The sequence below is a fragment of the Providencia sp. 21OH12SH02B-Prov genome (genome assembly GCF_027362595.1).
Lineage (GTDB): Bacteria > Pseudomonadota > Gammaproteobacteria > Enterobacterales > Enterobacteriaceae > Providencia > Providencia zhejiangensis.
Genome location: NZ_CP114796.1, coordinates 338,168 through 359,855, shown reverse-complemented (window position 1 = coordinate 359,855; position 21,688 = coordinate 338,168). Strand labels below are relative to the sequence as shown.

The 21,688-nt window shown below is 41.0% G+C and carries 22 protein-coding genes and 2 pseudogenes; 8 read left to right on the top strand and 16 right to left on the bottom strand.

Features of this window, described 5'->3' with window-relative positions:
• Window positions 1–426: 426 nt before the first annotated feature.
• The 4 genes from yigL to pldA form a co-directional block, all read right to left on the bottom strand.
• Window positions 427–1,245, bottom strand: coding sequence for a sugar/pyridoxal phosphate phosphatase YigL (gene yigL / locus O7C57_RS01710; RefSeq protein ID WP_154624514.1), 819 nt, complete (start codon window positions 1,243–1,245; stop codon window positions 427–429).
• A gap of 13 nt (window positions 1,246–1,258) precedes the next feature.
• Complete coding sequence (pldB, locus tag O7C57_RS01705; protein ID WP_154624515.1) at window positions 1,259–2,254, bottom strand: lysophospholipase L2; 996 nt, start codon at window positions 2,252–2,254, stop codon at window positions 1,259–1,261.
• Between the two features lie 16 nt (window positions 2,255–2,270).
• Window positions 2,271–4,097, bottom strand: coding sequence for an ATP-dependent DNA helicase RecQ (gene recQ, locus O7C57_RS01700; RefSeq protein ID WP_269723533.1), 1,827 nt, complete (start codon window positions 4,095–4,097; stop codon window positions 2,271–2,273).
• 131 nt (window positions 4,098–4,228) lie between these two features.
• Window positions 4,229–5,122: a phospholipase A gene (pldA, locus tag O7C57_RS01695; RefSeq protein ID WP_154624517.1), complete on the bottom strand. Its 894-nt coding sequence runs from the start codon at window positions 5,120–5,122 to the stop codon at window positions 4,229–4,231.
• A 156-nt stretch (window positions 5,123–5,278) separates the two neighbouring features.
• Between pldA and O7C57_RS01690 the strand changes: the two genes are divergently transcribed.
• From O7C57_RS01690 to prfH, 6 genes and pseudogenes are all read left to right on the top strand, one after another.
• Window positions 5,279–5,749, top strand: coding sequence for a thioesterase family protein (locus O7C57_RS01690; protein ID WP_154624518.1), 471 nt, complete (start codon window positions 5,279–5,281; stop codon window positions 5,747–5,749).
• A gap of 159 nt (window positions 5,750–5,908) precedes the next feature.
• On the top strand, window positions 5,909–6,799 hold the full coding sequence (rarD, locus tag O7C57_RS01685) for an EamA family transporter RarD (RefSeq protein WP_154624519.1): 891 nt from the start codon (window positions 5,909–5,911) through the stop codon (window positions 6,797–6,799).
• 859 nt (window positions 6,800–7,658) lie between these two features.
• Window positions 7,659–9,011 (top strand): annotated as a pseudogene (locus O7C57_RS01680) (APC family permease).
• Window positions 9,012–9,202: 191 nt separating this feature from the next.
• Complete coding sequence (locus tag O7C57_RS01675; protein ID WP_154624358.1) at window positions 9,203–10,924, top strand: amidohydrolase; 1,722 nt, start codon at window positions 9,203–9,205, stop codon at window positions 10,922–10,924.
• A gap of 287 nt (window positions 10,925–11,211) precedes the next feature.
• Window positions 11,212–12,348 carry an RNA ligase RtcB family protein gene (locus tag O7C57_RS01670; protein WP_154624357.1) on the top strand — a complete coding sequence of 379 codons (1,137 nt, stop codon included), beginning with the start codon at window positions 11,212–11,214 and terminating at the stop codon, window positions 12,346–12,348.
• Window positions 12,348–12,956 (top strand): peptide chain release factor H, encoded by a 609-nt coding sequence (gene prfH / locus O7C57_RS01665; protein WP_163863246.1) that lies wholly within the window; start codon window positions 12,348–12,350, stop codon window positions 12,954–12,956. Before O7C57_RS01670 ends, prfH begins: the two co-directional genes overlap by 1 nt.
• Window positions 12,957–13,003: 47 nt before the next feature.
• On the opposite strand, the gene O7C57_RS01660 is transcribed toward prfH, so the two are convergent.
• Together O7C57_RS01660 and O7C57_RS01655 are read right to left on the bottom strand one after the other, a co-directional pair.
• Window positions 13,004–13,588 (bottom strand): 2OG-Fe(II) oxygenase, encoded by a 585-nt coding sequence (locus O7C57_RS01660; protein WP_154624355.1) that lies wholly within the window; start codon window positions 13,586–13,588, stop codon window positions 13,004–13,006.
• A 252-nt stretch (window positions 13,589–13,840) separates the two neighbouring features.
• On the bottom strand, window positions 13,841–14,182 hold the full coding sequence (locus tag O7C57_RS01655) for a hypothetical protein (protein ID WP_269723532.1): 342 nt from the start codon (window positions 14,180–14,182) through the stop codon (window positions 13,841–13,843).
• Window positions 14,183–14,526: 344 nt separating this feature from the next.
• Here O7C57_RS01655 and O7C57_RS21845 point away from each other — a divergent pair.
• Both O7C57_RS21845 and O7C57_RS21840 read left to right on the top strand, forming a co-directional pair.
• Window positions 14,527–14,670, top strand: a pseudogene (locus O7C57_RS21845) (DUF3304 domain-containing protein); the annotation flags it as partial.
• 118 nt (window positions 14,671–14,788) lie between these two features.
• A complete protein-coding gene (locus O7C57_RS21840; RefSeq protein ID WP_269723531.1) occupies window positions 14,789–14,947 on the top strand; it encodes a DUF3304 domain-containing protein in 159 nt (52 codons plus the stop codon).
• A gap of 60 nt (window positions 14,948–15,007) precedes the next feature.
• Here O7C57_RS21840 and O7C57_RS01640 read toward each other — a convergent pair whose 3' ends face one another.
• From O7C57_RS01640 to O7C57_RS01595, 10 genes are all read right to left on the bottom strand, one after another.
• Window positions 15,008–15,856, bottom strand: coding sequence for a hypothetical protein (locus O7C57_RS01640; RefSeq protein WP_269723530.1), 849 nt, complete (start codon window positions 15,854–15,856; stop codon window positions 15,008–15,010).
• Window positions 15,857–16,027: 171 nt separating this feature from the next.
• Window positions 16,028–16,699 carry a phospholipase effector Tle1 domain-containing protein gene (locus O7C57_RS21510; RefSeq protein ID WP_336432815.1) on the bottom strand — a complete coding sequence of 224 codons (672 nt, stop codon included), beginning with the start codon at window positions 16,697–16,699 and terminating at the stop codon, window positions 16,028–16,030.
• 222 nt (window positions 16,700–16,921) lie between these two features.
• Entirely contained in the window at window positions 16,922–17,593 is a 672-nt protein-coding gene (locus tag O7C57_RS21505; protein ID WP_269723529.1) for a DUF2235 domain-containing protein, read from the bottom strand.
• Window positions 17,581–18,084: a DUF3304 domain-containing protein gene (locus tag O7C57_RS01625; RefSeq protein WP_154624351.1), complete on the bottom strand. Its 504-nt coding sequence runs from the start codon at window positions 18,082–18,084 to the stop codon at window positions 17,581–17,583. Before O7C57_RS01625 ends, O7C57_RS21505 begins: the two co-directional genes overlap by 13 nt.
• 63 nt (window positions 18,085–18,147) lie before the next feature.
• Complete coding sequence (locus O7C57_RS01620) at window positions 18,148–18,534, bottom strand: hypothetical protein (RefSeq protein WP_163863254.1); 387 nt, start codon at window positions 18,532–18,534, stop codon at window positions 18,148–18,150.
• A complete protein-coding gene (locus O7C57_RS01615) occupies window positions 18,522–19,037 on the bottom strand; it encodes a DUF3304 domain-containing protein (protein WP_269723528.1) in 516 nt (171 codons plus the stop codon). Before O7C57_RS01615 ends, O7C57_RS01620 begins: the two co-directional genes overlap by 13 nt.
• A 239-nt stretch (window positions 19,038–19,276) precedes the next feature.
• Entirely contained in the window at window positions 19,277–19,429 is a 153-nt protein-coding gene (locus O7C57_RS01610; protein WP_230085890.1) for a hypothetical protein, read from the bottom strand.
• 130 nt (window positions 19,430–19,559) lie between these two features.
• The gene (locus O7C57_RS01605) at window positions 19,560–20,090 is read right to left on the bottom strand and encodes a replication initiation protein (RefSeq protein WP_269723527.1); all 531 of its coding nucleotides are present in this window, start codon (window positions 20,088–20,090) and stop codon (window positions 19,560–19,562) included.
• Between the two features lie 17 nt (window positions 20,091–20,107).
• Window positions 20,108–20,248 (bottom strand): replication initiation protein, encoded by a 141-nt coding sequence (locus O7C57_RS01600; protein WP_269723526.1) that lies wholly within the window; start codon window positions 20,246–20,248, stop codon window positions 20,108–20,110.
• 1,096 nt (window positions 20,249–21,344) lie between these two features.
• Window positions 21,345–21,596: a HigA family addiction module antitoxin gene (locus O7C57_RS01595; protein WP_154635762.1), complete on the bottom strand. Its 252-nt coding sequence runs from the start codon at window positions 21,594–21,596 to the stop codon at window positions 21,345–21,347.
• Between the last annotated feature and the right edge of the window lie 92 nt (window positions 21,597–21,688).

Below are 21,688 nucleotides of genomic sequence, written 5' to 3'. Positions count from 1 at the left end.
TGTTCTCTAAAAAAATAAGACAGAATTATTTATAGTGCGCATCAATGAGTATGGTTTAACCTCACCCATTCAGTAAGACAGTATTAAGCGATGTATCTCTACCCGTCCCCTTATTTTATGCAACCGCTATTGCAATAACGCATTTATTTTCTGCGTGATTATTCCATGAATCGTATTGAATGACTGACTATGGCCACGGGCTGTTGCAATAGCGTGACCCAGCTTTCCGTACTCACAACACTTCCTTCTTTTATTTTTCTCAAATAAAAATAAAATCTATTTTTATGTTTTTATATAAATCCGATTTAATAAAGGAATATTTATCCGTGATGCTATTGACTATGTTAACGCCAATATCGAGTATAAATAATTAGAGGCAGTATAATTTGCCTCTAATTTGGAATAATCTCTTTTTCGTGTTGTCAGTTAACCAACAGGATGAGTGAGATACAGTTTTCTCAGGTAGTTTGCTACCGCATCATCTGCATTAGAGCCAATAATTTCAAGTTGTGGTAATTCATCTTTGAGCATTTGATGAGCATTTTCCATAATGCAGCCTTTACCTGATAAGGTCAGCATTTCTTTATCGTTCATCCCATCACCAAAGGCGATACAATCATGAACTTGATAGCCCTGCAACGCCGCAACTTGTTGCAACGCTTCACCTTTAGAGACCACTCCAGCCATCACTTCAAGGCAACTACGTAATGAAAATGTCACATTGACGCGGTCTTGCCAACGCTCACGGATCCGATTTTGTAAATCGACTAACAAGTCGTGATCTTCACTCGTGTAATAGACTTTACACACGTCAGAAGTATCAAAGTTATCGCGCTCAAATAAGGTATATTGAAACACGGATTCTTTGAAAAACTCTTTTTGTTCAGGGCTTTCGCGGTTAATAAACCAGTCATCACCACTGTAATAGTTAGTCACAAGATCAGGATTATCGAAGTCCATCAAGCACAATTCATGTGCAATGTCAGGATCAACATTATGTTTAAAAATCAGTTCGCCCTTTGTATTGTGAACTCGAGCACCATTGGAGGTGATCATATAAGCATCAATACCTAAACCATCTCTAATTTGTGCAACATCCACATGATGACGGCCCGTTGCAAACACAAAATGGATATCTTGTGTTTCGACTAACTGTTTCAACGTTTCCTTGGTAAAAGAGGTTAAATCATGATTGGGAGATAAAAGCGTACCATCCAAATCAGAAGCAACAACAGGATATTTCATAAATCATTCCTAACTAATACTGCTCAAAAAAATCACAGATTGCATTAAGTGCCATCGCTCTTAGTGCATCCACTTCAAACAGGATTTCATGGTGTGCCCCTTCTATCACGAGAGGTAATTTTTCTTCTCTTCCTGTTTGTGCTTTTTGCCGACTTTGACAAAAAGCCTGTAGCTCTCGATTGCTGACCACTTTATCTTCACTTGCTTCTAGTAGCATCAGTGGTACATCAATTTCTCCCGCTCTTGCAATCAGCTCATCACCAATTGCAAAACTTTCTTTTAGCCAATGATAAGTTGGCCCTCCAAGACGCAAGTCAGGATAGTCGGCATAATAACGCAAATAACGCCGATAGCGCTCTTGACTGTGTGTCAGGACGTTAATCATATAAGGTAATGGCTGCCATTTACCCGTCGATACCGCATACTCATTACGCACACTTTGGTGTAATTCTGCCCTATCAACAATAAAGCTGGCTAGCCAATGTGGTATAGGTAAATTAATCCCAATCATAGGCGCACAAAGCGCAGCCGCATCAAAAGTCACCTTATCTCGCAATAAGTAGCCTCCTAGGATCGCTCCTCCCATCGAGTGGGCTAAGGCATAACATTTGAGATAATGCCGACATTGCACTTCAAGTTCAATAAACTTTGCAAAATCATCGATATAATCAGTGAACTTTTCAACGTGCCCTTTTTGTGGATCGGCAAGCATACGTCCTGATCGTCCCTGCCCTCGATGATCCACAATAAAGACATCAAAGCCAAGATGATAAAAGTCATAAGCAACTTCAGGATATTTCACATAGCTTTCACTACGCCCTGGAGAGATCACAATGGCTTTACTGTGCTGAGAATTGATAAAACGAACGTAACGGATAGGCACATCATCTACCCCCAAAAATTCAGCTTCCTCTCGCTGTATCCAGAAATCCAAAAGAGGCCCGTTGGTAAACGCAGCAAATTGAGCTTCTCGATTTAACCAGCTCTCTTTTAGCTTCTCAGGGGTCATTATATTTATCCTTTCGTCATTCGTAACCTTCAAGATGATCCCGAATCAATGTCATAAAGGCATCACCAAAGCGTTCTAGCTTCCGTTCTCCCACGCCGTTGATCAACAACAATTCTGAGGAAGACGTAGGGCAGTGCTCTGCCATTTCAATCAGTGTTGCATCATTAAAAACCACAAATGGGGGGATGTTTTCTTCATCGGCTATAGATTTACGTAATTTGCGTAGCTTAGCAAACAACTTCTTATCATAGTTGCCCCGATAAACTTTGTTTTGCTGATTACGGCTTTTTGTTACCAAAACGCGAGGAACGGCTAATTGCAGTGATGATTCACCGCGTAAAATCGGCCTAGCTGCTTCAGTAAGTTGTAATGCGGAGAAATGAGTAATATTTTGTGTAATCATGCCAAGGTGAATTAATTGGCGGATCACACTCACCCAATGCTCATGGCTTTGCTCTTTTCCGATACCGTAAACAGGTAATTGGTCATGGCCTAATTCCCGAATACGCTGATTATTCGCCCCACGTAATACTTCGACAATATAGCCGATACCAAAACGTTGACCAACACGATAAATGCACGAGAGCGCTTTTTGTGCATCGATTAAACCATCATACTGTTTTGGAGGGTCTAAACAGATATCACAGTTCCCACACGGTGACTGCCTATTTTCGCCAAAATAATTGAGTAGTACCAATCGACGACAAGTTTGTGCTTCGGCAAATGCGGCTATCGCATTTAGTTTATGCCGTTCAATATCTTGTTGCAGACCCGCGGGTTTTTCTTCGAGACAGCGGCGTAGCCATGCCATATCAGCGGGATCATAAAAAAGGATTGCTTCCGCCTCAACCCCATCACGTCCGGCACGTCCAGTCTCTTGGTAATAGGCTTCAATATTGCGAGGAATATCAAAATGTGCAACAAAACGCACATTCGACTTGTTGATCCCCATACCAAATGCCACTGTTGCCACAACAATTTGCAAGTTGTCTTTTAAAAAAGCATCCTGAACCCACTCGCGTTGCTGGCTATCTAATCCCGCGTGATACGCTGCAACACTTAGCCCCCGTTTTTGTAAGCGTTCGGCGGTTTCTTCCACTTTACTACGGCTATTACAATAAACGATACCAGCCTTGCCTTTCTGGGCTTTAATAAAAAACCAAAGTTGCTCCAGTGGCTTATACTTTTCTACTAAGGTATAGCGAATATTCGGTCTATCAAAGCTACTGATTTGTATCAACGGGTCATGTAAATCGAGCAAGCGAACAATATCTGCTCGTGTTGTTTCATCTGCCGTTGCTGTTAATGCCATCACTGGCACATCGGGAAAATGTTGTCTCAATTGGCCAAGGGCACGATATTCAGGACGGAAATCATGGCCCCATTGTGAAATACAATGAGCCTCATCGACGGCCAATAGACTTATATTCCAATTAGCCAGTTGGTTTAGAAAGTAGTCAGTCAGTAATCTTTCAGGAGCGATATACAGTAATTTCAAAACACCTTGCGCGCACAGATCCATGACCTCACGCTGTTCTTGGGCGGTCTGAGAAGAATTTAAACAAGCCGCACTAATGCCATGAAGTCGTAATTGATCGACCTGATCTTTCATTAATGAAATTAAGGGGGAAACCACCAGCGTCACCCCCTCCTTGACTAGAGCAGGCACTTGATAGCACAGAGACTTACCGCCTCCTGTTGGCATGAGTACTAAGCAGTCACGATGGTCAAAAATTGCTCGAATAACGGCTTCCTGCCCAGGGCGGAAAGACTGATAACCGAAAGTACTGTTGAGTATACTTTCAGCAAGTGAAAACTGGGAGATCACTTCTGCAGTAGACACGCGGATCCTCAAATTACAAACTGATAGCTGCCCGTCAGAGAGCAGCGTCTAAATAGTGGGTTAGTGCCCGAAGCCTTTCAAGGTATCGCTTGAATTAAGGTTGTCGTATGCTAACAAATAAGTGCTAACGACTAAAGCATATCATTTAGCATCACACCGATACCAAAGCGAGTTTGCCGATAATCATAATCGATCATGGATTCGCCGTAACCGCTAAATAATTGGGTATAGAACCTCACATGCTTGGTGATTGGATAGCTCCAACCTAGCTCAGCCGCACCATAGCCACTATTCCAGTTATAACGCCCCGTTGCCGTAAATACACTATCACCTAAGGCATAACCTACTTTTAACCGGTAATAGCCCATATATTTGGTGATATCTTTATTATCATCACTTCCTTCACTTTCGTGAATGCGATACCAAGGTTTTAAATCGACTTGCCAGTTACCATTTTGGGCCATAGCACGTGCATAAATACGATTCCAACTGCGTGACGTCGGCTCAGAACGGCCATTCGACTCATGGTTGAAACCCGTTTCTAATTCACGCAACGTCCAACCCCCCCACTGGTAGTCAGTCGCCCAACCAATAAAAATTTGCGGTTCATAGTTAGTATCACGAAAGGGTGAAGATTCTTTTTTATTACTTAATTGCCACCAAGAACGTTGCGTATAAGATGCGGCTAAGACGGAGTTATCCCCCGCAATCCCTCTCCATAAAGGAAAAGCTAAACTCAGTTGAAATTTTACTTCGTCATGTAAAGCATCATCACCCCAATTATAGGTTTGTATCGCTTCCTTATTTATTGATGAAGTATAAGTATAAATAATGTAGTTAGACTCATATGGATAAAGTACAAAAGGATTATCGTAATTTTGTAATAAACCCGAAATAATACTCCCTCTTATTGGCTTGTTATCTGTAACTTCTTGCGAATTTGGCGTATCCGATTTTTCTGCCGCAAATAATGATACGGACCAAAAACAGAGCACTACACTAAGTAATTTGTGAAAAATGCGCATTCTGTTATTCCTATTTTGTACATTCCCAAAAAAAGTTTTTCTCATTTTACACATAAAATCTGATAACTGCTGAAAGATTATTCGTTCATTTGCTAGAGACATATTTTATACATAGTGGTAACTTATTGTTCACATATTTTTAAAGGAATAAAGCAGATGAATGACCATACTTACACATTAGAAGAAGCCAGTAAGCTCATGAGTGATGCATTTATCTATAAAATGCCTTTTAATCACCTTTTAGGCATCGAATTAGCACATATGAGCGATGATTTTGTCCAACTGACCATTAATAATCGTCCAGAATTGATAGGCAATTTCACACAAAATATCCTGCATGGTGGCGTGATCGCATCCCTATTAGATGTTGCCGGCGGCATGGTATGTATTAATCGCATTCTTCAACGTATCACCCCATTAATCCATCAAGATATCGTTGAGAAAATGTCAAAAATGGGCACCATCGATCTACGAGTTGATTATTTACGTCCTGGTCGCGGTGAAGTTTTTACGGCTAGTGCAAGTTTACTGCGCGACGGTAATAAAATTGCCGTGACTCGCTGTGAATTACATAATGAACGTAATCAGCATATTGCTACAGCCACTGCGACTTATCTAATTGGATGAAAATAAAAAGTAAAAATTTAGTTACTTACTCAACTAATGACTTGTAAAAAAACTCGAGCAATGTCACATTAATAAGGTCATAAATCGAGCCAATATTTTCTTTGGCTCGATATCTCAATCGACTTACTTTTAGCCGTTTATTCGAATTCAGAGTCAATAATGAACCAACAAAACACCATTAAGGGTGTCTTATGCGCCTTGGGCGCCTATTTAATTTGGGGCGTCGCACCTATTTATTTTAAAACCATCCAAGAGGTGCCAGCAGAAGAAATACTGACTCACCGTATTATTTGGTCATTTTTCTTTATGTTGGTCTTATTAACGGCCACTAGGCATTGGAGCTATATGCGCCAAGTGTTAAAACACCCTAAAAAAATTCTGATTTTGGGTGTCACTGCGGTAACCATTGCTTCCAACTGGCTAATTTATATTTGGGCTGTCAATAATGGTCATATGTTACAAGCTAGCCTAGGCTATTTTATAAACCCTTTAGTCAACGTCTTGTTTGGCATGCTATTTCTACAAGAACGTTTTCGCCGCATGCAGTGGATTGCTGTCAGTTTAGCGCTCATGGGAGTGCTGATCCAACTATGGCAATTTGGTTCAGTGCCGATCATTGGGTTAAGCCTTGCGGTCACTTTTGCAACTTACGGTTTATTGCGTAAAAAACTGGGGGTTGATGCTCAAATTGGCATGACATTCGAGACACTCTGGTTATTACCTGTCGGCATCATCTTCTTACTATTCTTTGCGGATAGTCCGACTAGCAATATGACAATGAATGATTGGCATTTAAATGTGTTATTAATCCTCGCTGGTGTGATTACAACGGTGCCTTTGTTACTGTTTACTGAAGCAGCAAACCACTTACGTTTATCAACACTTGGATTTTTCCAATATTTGGGACCAACAATTATGTTCTTACTCGCTGTATTTATCTATGGTGAACAAATGACATCAGAATTGTTAGTCACTTTTGGTTTTATTTGGGTTGCATTAATTTTATTTACCTTGGATGCACTTTACACACAACGTAGGTTACGAAGATAAATTCAGTAAATTGCCTATTTAAAGGCAATTATCGAAACCCTGGCCTTTTATTATTTATTAATTAGAAGGTCAGGGTTTCATTTTATGGAACTTCATTTGTTAATTTACTTTATGCATATAGACAATCGACAAAGTTATATCATTTAGATAAATGATTTCCCCAACCTAAATAAATTACAAATAACCTATTTACGATTAATAGTACCTATTATTCACATCAATAGAGAAATGATCATCTGTCATTGGCAATGGCTCTAATACTTTCATTCAAACAAACAATAAATCCAATAAAAATCAACATTTTAGAAAAGCATGTGACACATTGATTTAATTCTCAAACAAGCTATTATTATATTTATCCAAAATGAGCTTTTATTTACCCACATTAAAATCAAACCAACTTATTGAATTAAAAAAATATTTATTTTTTTAATAATTAATCATTGCGTTAAAGGAACATCGAATCTATATTGTACGCCGCTTGTATTCACCCCAGCGGATGGTGATGGTCCGATTCATCACTGACGTTTCATTAAAGTGCGCACGATGACAGATGATTTATCAAATGTCCTGGTGCGAGGTTTTCTGAAATTGAATATGAGTTCGCTCTAAAATTTATTTTAATACAATAATGTAGCGTTATAACTCAGGTTATATACTCACATAATTCTAGATGCAGTTAAACATCAATGAATGCACCGCTAATAGCATAGAAAGTGATGCTGCTTGTTCAAATGAACATAGCTACCATTTATTAACATAACGCTGCAACTGAAGTATTAACGAGTATAGCTGCATTTTAGGTTCACTCCGCCTATGGAGTTGATAGTTGTTAAGGGCTTTTGGGAAGGGCTTAAAAATGCAACAGAATACCGTTCAAATGAAACGTGTACTGACCACACCTGCGTTAGTTTTTTTCGGGCTGGCTTATATGGTGCCACTCGGAATTTTCACCACCTATGGCCAAGTGACTGTATTAAGTGAAGGCCATTTGCCTATCGCTTATCTTGTGACATTGGCTGCTGTTCTATTTACTGCGATGAGTTATTGCCGAATGACAAGTGCACTGCCGCTAGCAGGCTCTGCCTATTAATATGTGCAAAGGACGTTTGGCGGTACACTGGGCTTCCTCGTCGGTTGGGCACAATTGCTCGATTATCTATTTCTGCCAATTATTAACTATATTGCTATTGGGATCTTCGTTCATGAAGCATTCCCGAGCATTCCAATGCCAGTGATTATCTGCACGACAATTGCCGTTGTCAGCTTGATGAATATTTTGGGGATAAAATTAGTTTCCTCCATGAATATGCTGATCATCGCCATGCAAATTGTCTTTATTGCGGTCTTCTTATATCTGAGTTTCAAAACAAACTTTGTGCTAGATACTGAAGCACTACTCGCGCCGATTACGCTGGCAGCAGATCAGGTTCCTGGTTTATTTGCAGGAGCAGCGGTTCTCTGCTTAGCCTTCTTAGGTTTCGATGCCATTTCAACAATGGCGGAAGAAACAAAGGATGCTCGCAGCGCCCTACCTAAAGCGATTATCTATACCGTCTTTATTGCTGGCACCTTATTTGTGGTTATCTCGTATAGCGCACACTTAAGCTACCCTATGTGGCAAGAGTTTATTCCGAATACCGATGTTGCTAGCCTTGCAGTCATGAAACAAGTTGGTGGAGCCATGATGGCATCCAGCTTTATCACCGCTTATGTGATCGGTGTGTTTGCCTCTGCAATGACGTCACAAGCCAGTATTGTGCGTATTTTCTATGCTATGGGTCGTGATGGTGTATTGCCACGCTCTATATTTGCTTACCTGCACCCAAGGCTGAATACGCCGGTGTATTCAATTATCTTTGTTGCTATCGCGTCACTACTCTCACTGGTACTGTCGTTAAGCATGGTAGCGTCAATGATCAGCTTTGGTGCATTGATTGCGTTTACCTTTGTTAACTTGTCGGTTATCAAACACTTTTATATCGACCGTAAAGAGGCTTTAAACGGTAAAAAACTGATCACTTGCCTGATTATGCCGTCGATTGGTGTCATACTGACCTTATGGTTATGGACAAGTTTAGATAAAGAAGCCTTTACGGTTGGCCTATGCTGGCTTGCGGCAGGCGCGTTTTATCTGACATTGCTGACACAGGGTTTCAGACGTAGTCCACCAGCAATCTCTGACGATGAGACGAATATGATTATCAATTAACTCTCGCTATTTCGAGCTAACGTATGTATTGACTAGAATCACGTATAGATGTCGCATACTGTTGCTACCCAGCTGTGCCTCGAAGTAGTTAGAGTGACATTCATATAATTGTAGACTTGGGGGAGCGATGCCTTCCCCTTTGTTATTCTGGCTCTACCTATACCGAGCCCCTGATAAAGACTGTGATAGAAATGAATAATAAAGTTGCTGATGTCATTTATTTCAACGGTTATATCTACACTGCTGATAAACAAGATAGTGTTGTAGATGCCATTGCCGTACAAGATGGCTATATTATCGCGAGCGGTACCTCTGATGAATTACATCAATATGTTGGGCCGAAAACTGAAAGTATCGATTTAGAAGGTAAGATGATGATGCCAGGCATCATCGATGGTCATATGCACCCATTTTGGGGCGGTATTCAATTATTTGGGTGTCACCTCAACTATGAATCGCTGACTATTGAACAAATTCTTCAGCGCGTCCAAGAACACTTGGATAAAGATCCTCGTACAGGTGAAAATGATTGGCTAAAAGTCACTGCATGGCTACGTCAAGGCATGTTACCCGCAGGCATCGATATGTATCGCGAAGACATGGATAAACTGAAGACAAAGCGTCCGGTCGTCCTATTTTCCAATGACTGCCACACCTTATTAGCCAATAGCCGTGCATTAGAACTCTTTGGTATCACCAAAGATACCCCTGAGCCACCTGATGGCAAAATCGGTAAATATGCTAATGGCGAGCTAAATGGCATTTTAGAAGATGCTCCGGCGATGCGTGCCGCGGATAGTATTCCATCAATTCGTGATGACCAAGCGGTTGAAGTCGCTGAATTAGTGCAAAAAGTACTCAACCAGCAAGGCGTGACCACCGTTATGGATGCGCGTGTTTCCGAACAGCAGTTAGAAGCGTTCGCGGAACTCCAACGCCGCGGCGAACTAACGGTGCGTTTTCAAGCGGCTCGAGAAATTACGCCAGATGATACGCCTAATGTCGCAGCCGTTGCGGCCGCGGTGGATAAAGCCGTTGCTTTTGCCAAAAAATGGCACCAAGCTGATTGGACGCCAGCACCGGGGATTGGTCTACGTAATATCAAAATGTTTGTCGATGGCGTATTGCAATACCCAACCATGACGGCTTCATTGCTCCAACCTTATCGTATCAATAAAGGCACTGACGAAGCACCGAACTGGGTTGAAACCGATAACTACGGTGATTTGTATTTTACTGCTGAAATTCTGGATGAATTAATGGAAAAAATTGCAGCAGCAGGTTACGACCCCCATTTACATACCGTTGGTGAGGGAGCCGTTTCTATCGTGCTGGATGCGATTGAAAAGATGCGCGCAGCGCATCCAGAAAAAGATATTCGCCCAGGTCTTGCTCATAATGAATTGGTACATCCAAAAGATTATGAACGTTTTGCACGCCTCAACACTATTGCTTGCCTCTCCTTTCAATGGGCAGCCCCCACACCTGAACTGGCCGCCTTTGAACGCAAGATGTTAGGCGAAGAGCGTTTCGAACAATTGGAACCGATTGCGAAGTTTATCGATGCGGGCGCGGTAGTTGCTTTCGGTAGTGACTGGCCAATTGATGACTTTGATGAGTGGTATGATTTAAAAGTCGCAGCCACTCGTCGCGGGCGTCACATTGACGGTAACCCAGCACCACGTCTGGATAATGACCGTGATATGACCGTGACTGAAGTTCTACGTTCAGCAACCATTGATTCTGCCTATGCTCAACACAGAGAAGATGTGATTGGTTCATTAGAAGTCGGGAAATTTGCAGACATGATCGTCCTTGATCGCAATGTATTTAAAATCCCAGCAGATGATATCGAAAATGTAAAAGTATTGCGTACGATTATTGGCGGAAAAACCGTCCATGTCGCACAATAGCTTAATATTTAATTAATATTTAGACGGCTTACTGCCTTTCAGTAAGCCGTTCTACACAGAGTAAAGCATTCTTAATCAGCAACACCATTGTGAAAACTGCTTGCAATCCCCTATCCCCCTCGTTATTATCCGCTCGTTTTTTTACTCACCCACACACTGCAAGGAGGAACATTATGACAACAATTCATCACACTCTTTGCGGGCGTACTCAGAAATAGTCTCTCTATCTCTCCAGTTCTTGCCTGCTAAATCACCTTATTTTTTCCTTAAAAATGAGTTAATGACTTATGGGCAATATCATTCATTCTGTCAGCGAACACGTCAGTTATATCGCGACAGAAAACACGTGGATTGAAAGCAAAGCGATCCAACAATTACAAACAACCGCGGCACTCCCTAACATGGTTTCTGTGGTCGGTATGCCAGATCTACATCCGGGTCGTGGTTACCCAATTGGTGCTGCATTTTTCTCAGCACAGCGCTTCTATCCCGCATTGGTCGGTAATGATATTGGTTGTGGAATGCGTTTATTTCAAACCGATATCAAGAGCACTAAGTTAAACTTGGATAAGTTTGAAAAACAGTTATCCACAATGCCGGATAGCGCTCCCTTAGAATGGCTTGATGAGCATGTTCCACATGAGATGAAATCCCATCATTTTATGTCCTCACTCGGCTCCATTGGTGGCGGTAATCACTTTGCTGAATTTCAAATCATCGACAAAATCTTTAGCGACGAGTCGATCACCCAAAGCGGTTTAAATAAAAAATGTGCATTACTGCTTGTGCACAGTGGCTCTCGTGGATTAGGCCAATCCATATTACGTCAGCATGTTGAAAACTATGGCCACAATGGCCTTGAAGAGTCTTCAAATGAAGCGAAAGCCTATTTAGAGGCACACCAAAATGCATTATCTTTTGCCGAATTAAACCGCCAATTAATTGGTTTACGTATGTTGCAGCAGGTCAAGGCTAAGGGGGAAATGGTCCTTGATGTTAATCATAATTTGGTTGAGCCGTGCACTCTTAGCGGTATAGAAGGTTGGCTACATCGCAAGGGTGCCACCCCTTCTGACCAAGGCATGGTCATTATTCCGGGATCACGCGGCGATTTCAGTTATTTAGTTCTGCCTCATCCCCGTGAGGTTAGCTTAAATTCACTGGCTCACGGTGCGGGTCGCAAATGGATGCGTACGGAGTGTAAGGGGCGACTGTCTCATCGCTATACCCCATTACAGCTAGCGCGAACTGCATTAGGTAGCCGTGTCATCTGTGCTAATAAACAATTGATTTATGAGGAAGCACCACAATCCTATAAGTCGATTGAAACCGTGATTGAAAGCATGGTGGGAGCAGGGTTAATTGAGGTTATCGCACGTTTACGCCCCTTACTGACCTACAAAACCAGTGGGGAATGTGCGTAATGTTATTACAATTTTCTTCTGCACAAGGCCCCGAGGAGTGCTGTATTGTCGTTGAAAAAGCGTTAGCTTGCTTTTTCGTTGAAGCTAAAAAACATCAAGTGACGGTTGATCTACTCGACACTGTCGCATCAAAACACGGTTTAAAATCTGCGTTGGTCTCTTTAGAAGGGCATGACGCTGAAAAGCTAGCTCAGTTATGGTCTGGTACACTACAGTGGCAATGTCCAAGCCCCTTAAGGCCCAACCATAAACGGAAAAATTGGTTTATTAATGTGATCCGCTTTTCACCTATTCAAGCTATTGAAGAGAGTGATATTGAATTCGAATTTATAAAAGCTCAAGGTCCTGGTGGGCAGCATGTTAATAAAACTTGCTCAGCGGTAAGAGCAAAACATCTTGCAACTGGGATCAGTGTCAAAGTGCAATCTGAGCGTAGTCAGCATGCGAATAAGAAATTAGCTAAGCAACTTATTTATTGGCGTTTAAATGAATACCAAGATCAGCAAGCATCGGAATTGAATAAGCAACGGCATAATGCGCATTATCAAATAGAAAGAGGAAATGCGAATATTACCTTTTCTGGACAAGCATTTAAACGAATTAATTAATCCATTTACAGCCCACCTCCGCGAGGAGGTGGCATTCGTCAGTAAGGTTAAAGTATTTTTTCGGTTAAAAACCAACCGGCTATACTTTCACGCTTTTGTTGGGTAGGGAGAACTTCATGAGGAAACTCTTCAGACATAAACACAATCATCCGCCCCGCTAAAGGGTCAAGTTGAAACAGTTTATTATCTTGATGATCATACACAACCAATTCCCCACCATCACCTCGCTGCCACGCCTCATTCATATAAAGCACCGTCGTCACTTTGCGTCGGCCTTGGCCTTGAAAATTATCGACATGCTTTTTATAAAACGCGCCATTTGGGTAACGGCAAAAATGCGTCTCAAAGTCACGTAACCCCATGTAGCATTGTTGGTTTAATGCTTGGCGGATAACGTCCATTTTCGCCATATACTCTGCAATAGGTGCCCCCATTTCAGACTCTAGCCAAATAGTTTGGTCACCACGAATCGTTTTATTGTCTTGTAACGATTCACCGTTACCAATACGAGCGTCGTGTAGTTTTTCAGGAATGCAGCTTTTAATTGCCTGTATTTCTGACAGGTTCAAAAAGTCATCCCACACATACCAACCTTGTGTAGAAAGAGAATCAATTAACTTATTCAATGACATGATAAATATTAGAATGGTTACTCGGTATGATTTTATACTTCACTGAATGGAAAATTTAAAATTAAAAACTTAAATCTTAATGATTAGACTCTTAAATCAATGTGACTAACCATAAAGCCGAGTTTTAATATGACAAAACTATTGGTAGATGAGTGAGTGATATTCATCATGTTATCGCGTTCATCACGGCCATGATGAACGCTTTCTATGCTTAAAAGATCGCTACTCACTGAGTATTAATCGCTTAAAAAATTAGCCAGAAACCGTTGTGCAAGTTACTGTTTTACCAAAGCAAAACGTCAATGATGATCCAATTCGGTCATGCATCTCAGTCATACCTGTCAATAAGCTTACCGCGTCCTCTCCCTTATGGAATAGCGATATCTGTTCACTCAATAAGGACGAATTTAAACCTTTATATTTTGCCGTAACAAATTTGAGGTCCTGCTGATAAGCAGTCAACATATCAATACGAGAAGATAAGTATTGCCCACTGATCTCAGCCAAACGATGCTGACTATCTTTCAGTGAATGGTAGCCTGCACCTACTTCACGATTAAATCGTTTAATCAATGCTCGCGTTGCGCTATCCATAAAATCATGCACAGCCAACTGCGAGTGTTGTAGCGTTGCCCATTGGATGGTTTGATAGAGTTTTCGTGTCTTAAAATTGATTTTAGGGGCTTTAATGGATATAAGAAGGCGGTTTTGAGTAACCAACTCGTCCGTTTAACATAATGGGTCTTATAAGAACCAATGATTTCACTCCAATTATTCTAATTCAAGAATAGATAATTTACCTTAAGTATAAGATACTGTTTTCCATTTCCAATGGACAGGATCTGTACATAAGAGCGTTTACTTTAGTTTTTTTCATTCTTCCTCTCTTTATTTTAGGGTGTTCGCCTGACGATAAACCGAAATATAATATCGCCTATGTGGGCGCGAATTTATTGGGGTATAACCATGTCGCGGACACGAATATCAATTGGTTTTCAGTCAATGGCTTTCGGGGTCGAACCGGGGGGTTTACGTGCTGCATCATGCTACCTGAAATATGGCAACCCAATATGCAGGTCAATATCAAGTGGGAAGTGGACCCTAACCCTTTTCCTACCGATTTACCTGAATATAGTGATCCGAATTATCGCGATTATATGAAAAAAACACGAAGCCAATTACCGACAATATCAGACCACCGTGACTATCCCGGAATATACGGATTCCTGTGGATTGCAAGTCCACTTCTTACCGTGCCAACAAGTGAAAGTCACCGCGACGTGTCATGGCATTGAACACCCAGACCACTCCATTAAAGACCCTTTTGACCAACCGGAGCCCGCACAATGTCCTCAATGATTATCGCACCTAAATGGGTCTTATCTGGATCACCGTTGTTGCTCCGATTGGGTTGTCTCTTTATTCTTTATCGAGTGTTATCACTTTATCGCCACTCTGGGTTAAAAAATCCATGAGATTTTGTCGGAGTTCTTCTCTCCGTGTCTGCTGATATTTCACTAAAATATCGCGTATCACTGGCATGATTTGGTTAGTTTTTGGTGCACCTGATATTCCGTCAAGGCTAGCCGTTTCACCTGTTTGCAGGTTTATCATTCTCAACCCATACGTGGGAAGGTAATACAGTGCGAGTTGTGCTGCGGGTGTTGCTGGGAACTGAACCAATTTGTTGTTTTCAATTATCAGCGTCATGGTTTTATTCCAATGATCCCCAAAATAAATCATCCGCGACAGAAAATAACTGCCAAACGGCTCACGAACCCCACTTTCGGAGTGCATGAACCACGCCCTTGAATCATGAATATGGTCATCAAACAACGCGATGAGGTTGTCCATCGCCGTGTTTTTGGGCGTCACTCCCCAAAGATAAGGGGAGATCACTTTTCGGAATAATTCACTACTGACCTCTTTTAAATGTTCGTACTCACCTCGTTCATCTTGGTAAGTGATCTCTTGAACAATTCGTTCTACCGAACCGTCTAAATTTTGTAGCAATGCGGCTTGTGCTGACACCGTTATCGTGGGAAAGCTGTATTTAGGAAAAGCAGCACACTGGCTGTCTAATGCGGTACCGACCCATTGTTGAATATCTTTTAAACATTCCGATTGGGTTTTACGTGACGACATATCGATCTGAGGTGCTGGGCGTGAAATATCTTCGTAATCGGCTTTAAATTCTAAGGCGGCTTCCCAAAGTTGCCCTCGTGCATTGGTGGCATCAAACAGCGGTGTTCCTGTATTTTTTGCCACCCAATTTTTCACATCCAAGTAGTGTAGGTCTTGTTCTGTTTTCCTTTCCCTTTTTATTTTATTTATTTTTTGTTCATTAAGGTTGTATTCGGTGATGATGGCTTCAGTCGCTTGGTGATTAAACGCGGGTTCATACGGTTGGGCATGGATATCGGCATGTTGAGGCGCAGCCTAAAAAAAAGGTTGTTGTGTCAGGTTGATTCGCTCGGTTTGTGCAGAGCCATAACGACCAATCCGCCACGCGGATATTAACACCAATTGCGCTTCCATGACGTGTTCAAGGTCATGAGTGGCAAATCGGATGGGCGTGTACGCGGCTTTAGTGGGTTCGCCTGCAGGCATGATTTCAGGTAACGTGTGTTGAACCCACGTGTTGAATTTTTCAATTAATAAACTAGATAAAACAAACTCTCTTTCCGAAGCTAATGTCATTTTTCGAAAAGAATACTGTTCTTGTAAATCTCGATGTAAGGTAGAAAACAGCGTTTCACTTATCGCCAATGGGGCGCCCGCATCGAACGCGGCAGCGTACATGTCGTGTAAAGCGATTTGGGATAACAACTCTCCCGCACTGTCTCGCGCTTTGCCTTGGTCACCTTGGGGGTAACCGCCCCCGACATCGGAGTGCATCCCGGGGTAAATGACTTCCACGGTATTGGGCGGGTAAATGCCTTCTGGGGTACGCACCGAGTCAACCGCAAAAGCCTGACGTTGTTCATGTGCCGCTACGAAATGACAGCAATTTTTCACCAGTGACGATTTGGGCAGTTGCTGAGTGCCCCCCGCCCAACTGTTGTGCCCACTAAACATGGACATAACATTGGCAAACCCCACCGCCGGCACAGTGTCAAACACCCCTAAAAAGTCCACGGAGACCGGAAGACCATAGAGGGTTTTTTCAGCCTCTGGGATATCTGAAAATGTCGGAAGTTTTTCCAATAATTGATTGACCCAATACACAAAGGTGCGGGCTTCGGCAGCCCCACGAGAAAACCCGTACACATACAACTTCAATGTTATCAATTTCGGAACATGACGAGCGATTTTGTCTTTGATAGGCGCCAGTCATTTTAGGAGCCCAGGAATCGGGTTGTAATCACTTAAGGCGAACATGGTGGTGCTTTCATAGTTGGTGTTCGAACTCATGCTCTCCAATGCGTCACGACGCTCTGCGGTGGTCAGTCGAATTTTCGTAACTTCATAAAACAACGTGTCACAAAGGTTAATTAATCCCCAACTGACACGGGCTTCCCCGCCGGCAGCATAGGTTAACCCGGGATTGTAGTATTCATTGGTGCCAATTTCGGGGAATGGCGTACCCACACCGGGCATGTAGTAAGCGTAAAAACCTGCAGAAATGGCTTCTTTAACCTCTGGTGCACTGGCATGGTACAATTTTGCCACGTTAGAGGGGTGCGGTGGCTCGGCTTTGTTGGTGTCATAAGGTTCGTTATTGTTGGTGCCATCAAAAAACAGGCTGACATGCACATTTTTGACACTCGCCATGCGTTTTTTTATGTCCGAGCGTTGGTATTGTCGTTCTTCTTTTCGTGCGTTATACAGATTATTGGTAACCTGAGGCATGGATAACAGTAATCGCCCTTGCTCCGGAAACAACGGCGGCGCCCAACAAGGATCACCATGAGTCACTTGTTGGCTGTCCATAATTTTTTTGATCGGGTAGATGAGAGTTTTAATTTGGCTCTCTATTGGGATAGAGAGACTTAAATTGGACATTCGGTTGGCTCCTCCATGTAGCTCGGTTCTTTTATGGGATAATTTGGGTGATCAAGCGCATAACAAGACAAGGTAATTTTGACCTCTTGGCAGGGTAAAAAATGCACTTGTAACCCACAAGGGTCATCATACTGCGGGATTTCGACACGTTTACTGTAACGCCGGTAGTTGGCTTCATGTTTTTGCATGTAGTCTTCAAATTTAGGGTCTGTTACACCGGGGGAATCTGAAGGATAAGGGTTGGGATCAACCTCCCATTCGACTAGCACGGTTTGATCCGGTGACCATTGGGAAGGGATCATGATGCAACAGGAGCCGCCGGCACCCCGACCATAATAACCATTAACAGAAAACCAGTTAATGGACGTGTCTTTGACGTGATTGAAACCCGAAATGTTGCCTGCGAGTTGTTCGTTTTTTTTATCGGGCGAGCATCCGCTAAGTATGAATAATAACGGAAATAAGACGGTGATTTTTGTTAACCATGCCATTATCGTAACCTGTCCGTGGGTGATAAATGGCATTATTCAATACTTAAGTTAAATTAACAATATTTATTTGAATTTAACATAAACATGCTGAAGCGTAACACGACTTAGGCACTCATTCAAAAATCTACTCAATGGGCTAAAACCACTTCTTTTCACCCGTAAAAAACACCATTGTGGAGGGCTAGCTTTCTTGGTGTCATAGGGTTCATTGTTATTGGTACCGTCAAAAAATAAGCTGATATGCAAACTATGGCAGCATGTCATGCTCATTCTAAACCCTAGCTTTTCTGACACTTTATCATGATAACGCGCTTCATCCTGACGGATCTTTTTTAAGTTACGTTCAATTTGCTTCGGTGTGAAAGAGAGTCGTCCTTGGCTTGGAAACTCTGGAGGCATCCAACATGATTCGCCATGACTGACTTTATCCCAACGTGTTATTTCTGGCATGATGCAGGCTCCTCTTGGTCAAACGCGTCTTTGATTGGGTAGTCTGGGTGGTCAATGGCATAGCAGGAGGTAGTTACCTTGACTTGTTGGCAAGGTAAAAAATGCACAGTTAATCCACAGGTTTCAGAGTATTCAGGGATATTGACCGTTGTTTTATACTGTCGATAATTTGCTTCATGTTGTTTCATGAATTCTAAAAACTTATCTCCTACTGGATTAGGTACATTAGCGTAAGGGTTGGGGTCTATTTCCCATTCGACTTCTGCCGTTAAATTAGGATGCCATTTGGGTGGTAGCATAACGCAGCAGGTAAAACCACCCGTTCTCCCACCATACCCATTGACAGTAAACCAGTTAACGTTCGTTCCTTTCACATGATTAAATCCCGACAAATTCCCTGCAAGGTATTCATTTTTTTTAGAAGGAGATGGAGTTTCATCTGGTGAACATGCGAGGAGCGAAAATAATGAGAAACTGAGCGTGACTTTTGTTAACCATTGCATTGATGTGCCCTACCCATGAGATATATACGGACAGTATTCATCACCTAAGTTAAATTAACAATGTTTATTTGAATTTAACATAAAGGCGCTTAAGCGTAATCCGACTTAGGCACTCATTCAAAAATCTACTCAATGGGCTAAAACCACTTCTTTTCACCCGTAAAAACACCATTTTTGATATTGCTCGTTTGTTATCCAAATGGTGGTTTCAGTTTCGCGGTAAAAATGACGCCAACCAGCTATTTTTTCCAGAATTGCCGTGACTTTTTGGCTGGTACAGGTGTTGTCGGTAGCTTGGATTCGATTAATAGCATGGCATTTTTTAAGCTATCAATATGAGCATCTTTATCTTCTAACCGTTGCTTTAAAAACTCAATTTCTTTTTTCAGCAACTCATTTTCTAATTTTGAGCTGTCATTATCATGGGTGACAATGATAGTTTTCCTGTCACGACATAACGTTGTATTGTCCTGCGACTTTTTCCTGTTAGCTTAGCTGCTTCTGAAATACTTACCTGAGCCATTAGATTGCCATTTTTATTTGTTTATCTTCTTTAAATTGGAAGTGTAAAGCGACAACTCTACGACCTTTTTTGACAGTATCAACTAAAACCATTAGATCACTTTTTTCATTTAATTCTTGAATCGCCGGTTTTATGACATCGTCATTTAATCTTTTAAATTGACTATATTTTTCCTCCAATCCGAGCATAGACCGGAAGTCATCGACGCTTATAAGTCGATCACCTGTCTTCTTGAATTGCATTAATAATTCATAAATTCGTATGCTATATGTCCTTTTAAGAGCAGATACACTTTTAACAGCAATACTAGTGAATTGGCCTTTTAATTGAGTTAAATATGGCATAATCAAATCTGCAAAAACTAATTCTATTTTTCCCTCTCCAGTAAAATATTTAGCCCTTCCTTGGATCCAACGGATTTCTTCTTTTTTATTCTTCCAATTTATAATGATAGATCTGTCCCATAATCGATCTATAGCTGATTGTAAGTGTCGTTCAGCATTTTCTTTTCCCATATCAGGAAATGCCAAAAAAAACTCATTTGCAGTTAATTGGAATTTTTTTCTGGCTGTTCATCTTGCGGATTCAACTTACCTATGCACATCAACAATACTCTTTGCTCTTGAAGAGTTAGCTTGTAGCTAGCTTCAATCAGGGCATTTGATTTGTACGCGATTAAGTTACTCATGTTAAACCCAATAAGTTATATGTTTTATAACATCTACAGGCCTATTTTAAAGGTAGCAAGTTTTTATTTTATCAGACCTAATTATGTGGATGCTACCGTAATTTTTCCGACCTATGGGTATATAGTGTATTGATTTTAAAGAAATAAAGCCGTCAGAAAACAAGATCAGAAAACAAGATAAAAAAACAAAAAAACAAGTTAAAAAGGGGAATACCTGTGAATAACTCAACCATTTTTGTCAGATACATCACTTTACGAGATAGTTAAACAGATGTCGCAAACAATGTTTGCTCCTTTCAAAACATACCTAAAAATACTACAGTAGCTCCCTCGCGTTGCTCAGGAAGATTGCTGAACATTTCTTTTGTCTTCGACCATTCCGCCACAGCGTCGCTGAAATTTCCGTGTTATTCAGTTCGCTTTGCTCACATTAATCCAGTTAGTGGATGTTAAACGCTCTATAATCAATTTTAAGCCACTAGAATAACCAATCATCATAAAACACCTCTTAGTTAGGGTGTTTAAATCAAACAGAGGACGTTACAGGAGCTTTAAAGTAAGAATTAAAATGAAACACGAGAGGACAATTACGCATATTGTTGCGCTCATGATTAAAATTTCTTTTGTGACCCATCAAAAACTATTTATCAGGCACTAAAAATATTTTGTACTCACCAATTTTTGTTTCTTGCAAACACACACCATACGCAAAATGGAATTTTTATAGTATTTTTTTGATAAATATGAAGTTTATTTTTAATTGTTATGGCTATGTAAACATAGAACTGATGCATTTCTGCATCATTCCGATGACGAATTGATGCAGGATATAAAATGTTGAAAATTTATATTTCCTATGGGTAAGTATGAAATAAATGGTTGCACATCATATGTGATATAGAGAGTTAAACTGTAACTACTGTTCTCACGCATCAAACTGATGCGCTGCTGATGCATTGATGCATCAGCTTTTTCGTGTAAACCTATGTCAATTGATGTTCAAAATTAATAGCTGTGCTTATTTTAAGTTTAAATTTTGGCTGAATATGACCAGATATTAAAATACAAAAAATAGAATTTGATGGGTTAAATATCTTCAAAAAAATTCATTCTCAATAGAGGAGCGTTTGTAATAATTTTTTTGAATATTTAACCAAAATGATGAACTGCTACCGAGAGTCATTGATAGACGCTTCGCAATTTGTAATGTAATGACTCGATTACCATTAACAAGCTGTTCAGTTTCGGATACAGTCATTTTTAGCTTTTCAGCTAAAATATCAATGCTTAGGTTAAGTTCATTCAACGTTTCAGTGATTAATTCACCTACGTGAGGTGGTTTGTACATTCACATCTATTGTAACCTTCTATCAATTTTTAAAGTGATATAGCCTCTATTTATCACGAAAATCGCCTGTGTGTATCATTAACTATTCTGCT

Excerpts from the sequence above, each read along its gene's own strand:
- yigL (WP_154624514.1), bottom strand. The coding sequence starts at position 1,245 with ATGAAATATCCTGTTGTTGCTTCTGATTTGGATGGTACGCTTTTATCT.
- pldB (WP_154624515.1), bottom strand. The coding sequence starts at position 2,254 with ATGACCCCTGAGAAGCTAAAAGAGAGCTGGTTAAATCGAGAAGCTCAA.
- pldA (WP_154624517.1), bottom strand. The coding sequence starts at position 5,122 with ATGCGCATTTTTCACAAATTACTTAGTGTAGTGCTCTGTTTTTGGTCC.
- O7C57_RS01690 (WP_154624518.1), top strand. The coding sequence starts at position 5,279 with ATGAATGACCATACTTACACATTAGAAGAAGCCAGTAAGCTCATGAGT.
- rarD (WP_154624519.1), top strand. The coding sequence starts at position 5,909 with ATGAACCAACAAAACACCATTAAGGGTGTCTTATGCGCCTTGGGCGCC.
- O7C57_RS01675 (WP_154624358.1), top strand. The coding sequence starts at position 9,203 with ATGAATAATAAAGTTGCTGATGTCATTTATTTCAACGGTTATATCTAC.
- O7C57_RS01670 (WP_154624357.1), top strand. The coding sequence starts at position 11,212 with ATGGGCAATATCATTCATTCTGTCAGCGAACACGTCAGTTATATCGCG.
- prfH (WP_163863246.1), top strand. The coding sequence starts at position 12,348 with ATGTTATTACAATTTTCTTCTGCACAAGGCCCCGAGGAGTGCTGTATT.
- O7C57_RS01660 (WP_154624355.1), bottom strand. The coding sequence starts at position 13,588 with ATGTCATTGAATAAGTTAATTGATTCTCTTTCTACACAAGGTTGGTAT.
- O7C57_RS01655 (WP_269723532.1), bottom strand. The coding sequence starts at position 14,182 with ATGGATAGCGCAACGCGAGCATTGATTAAACGATTTAATCGTGAAGTA.
- O7C57_RS21505 (WP_269723529.1), bottom strand. The coding sequence starts at position 17,593 with ATGTCCAATTTAAGTCTCTCTATCCCAATAGAGAGCCAAATTAAAACT.
- O7C57_RS01625 (WP_154624351.1), bottom strand. The coding sequence starts at position 18,084 with ATGGCATGGTTAACAAAAATCACCGTCTTATTTCCGTTATTATTCATA.
- O7C57_RS01620 (WP_163863254.1), bottom strand. The coding sequence starts at position 18,534 with ATGCCAGAAATAACACGTTGGGATAAAGTCAGTCATGGCGAATCATGT.
- O7C57_RS01615 (WP_269723528.1), bottom strand. The coding sequence starts at position 19,037 with ATGCAATGGTTAACAAAAGTCACGCTCAGTTTCTCATTATTTTCGCTC.
- O7C57_RS01600 (WP_269723526.1), bottom strand. The coding sequence starts at position 20,248 with ATGAGTAACTTAATCGCGTACAAATCAAATGCCCTGATTGAAGCTAGC.
- O7C57_RS01595 (WP_154635762.1), bottom strand. The coding sequence starts at position 21,596 with ATGTACAAACCACCTCACGTAGGTGAATTAATCACTGAAACGTTGAAT.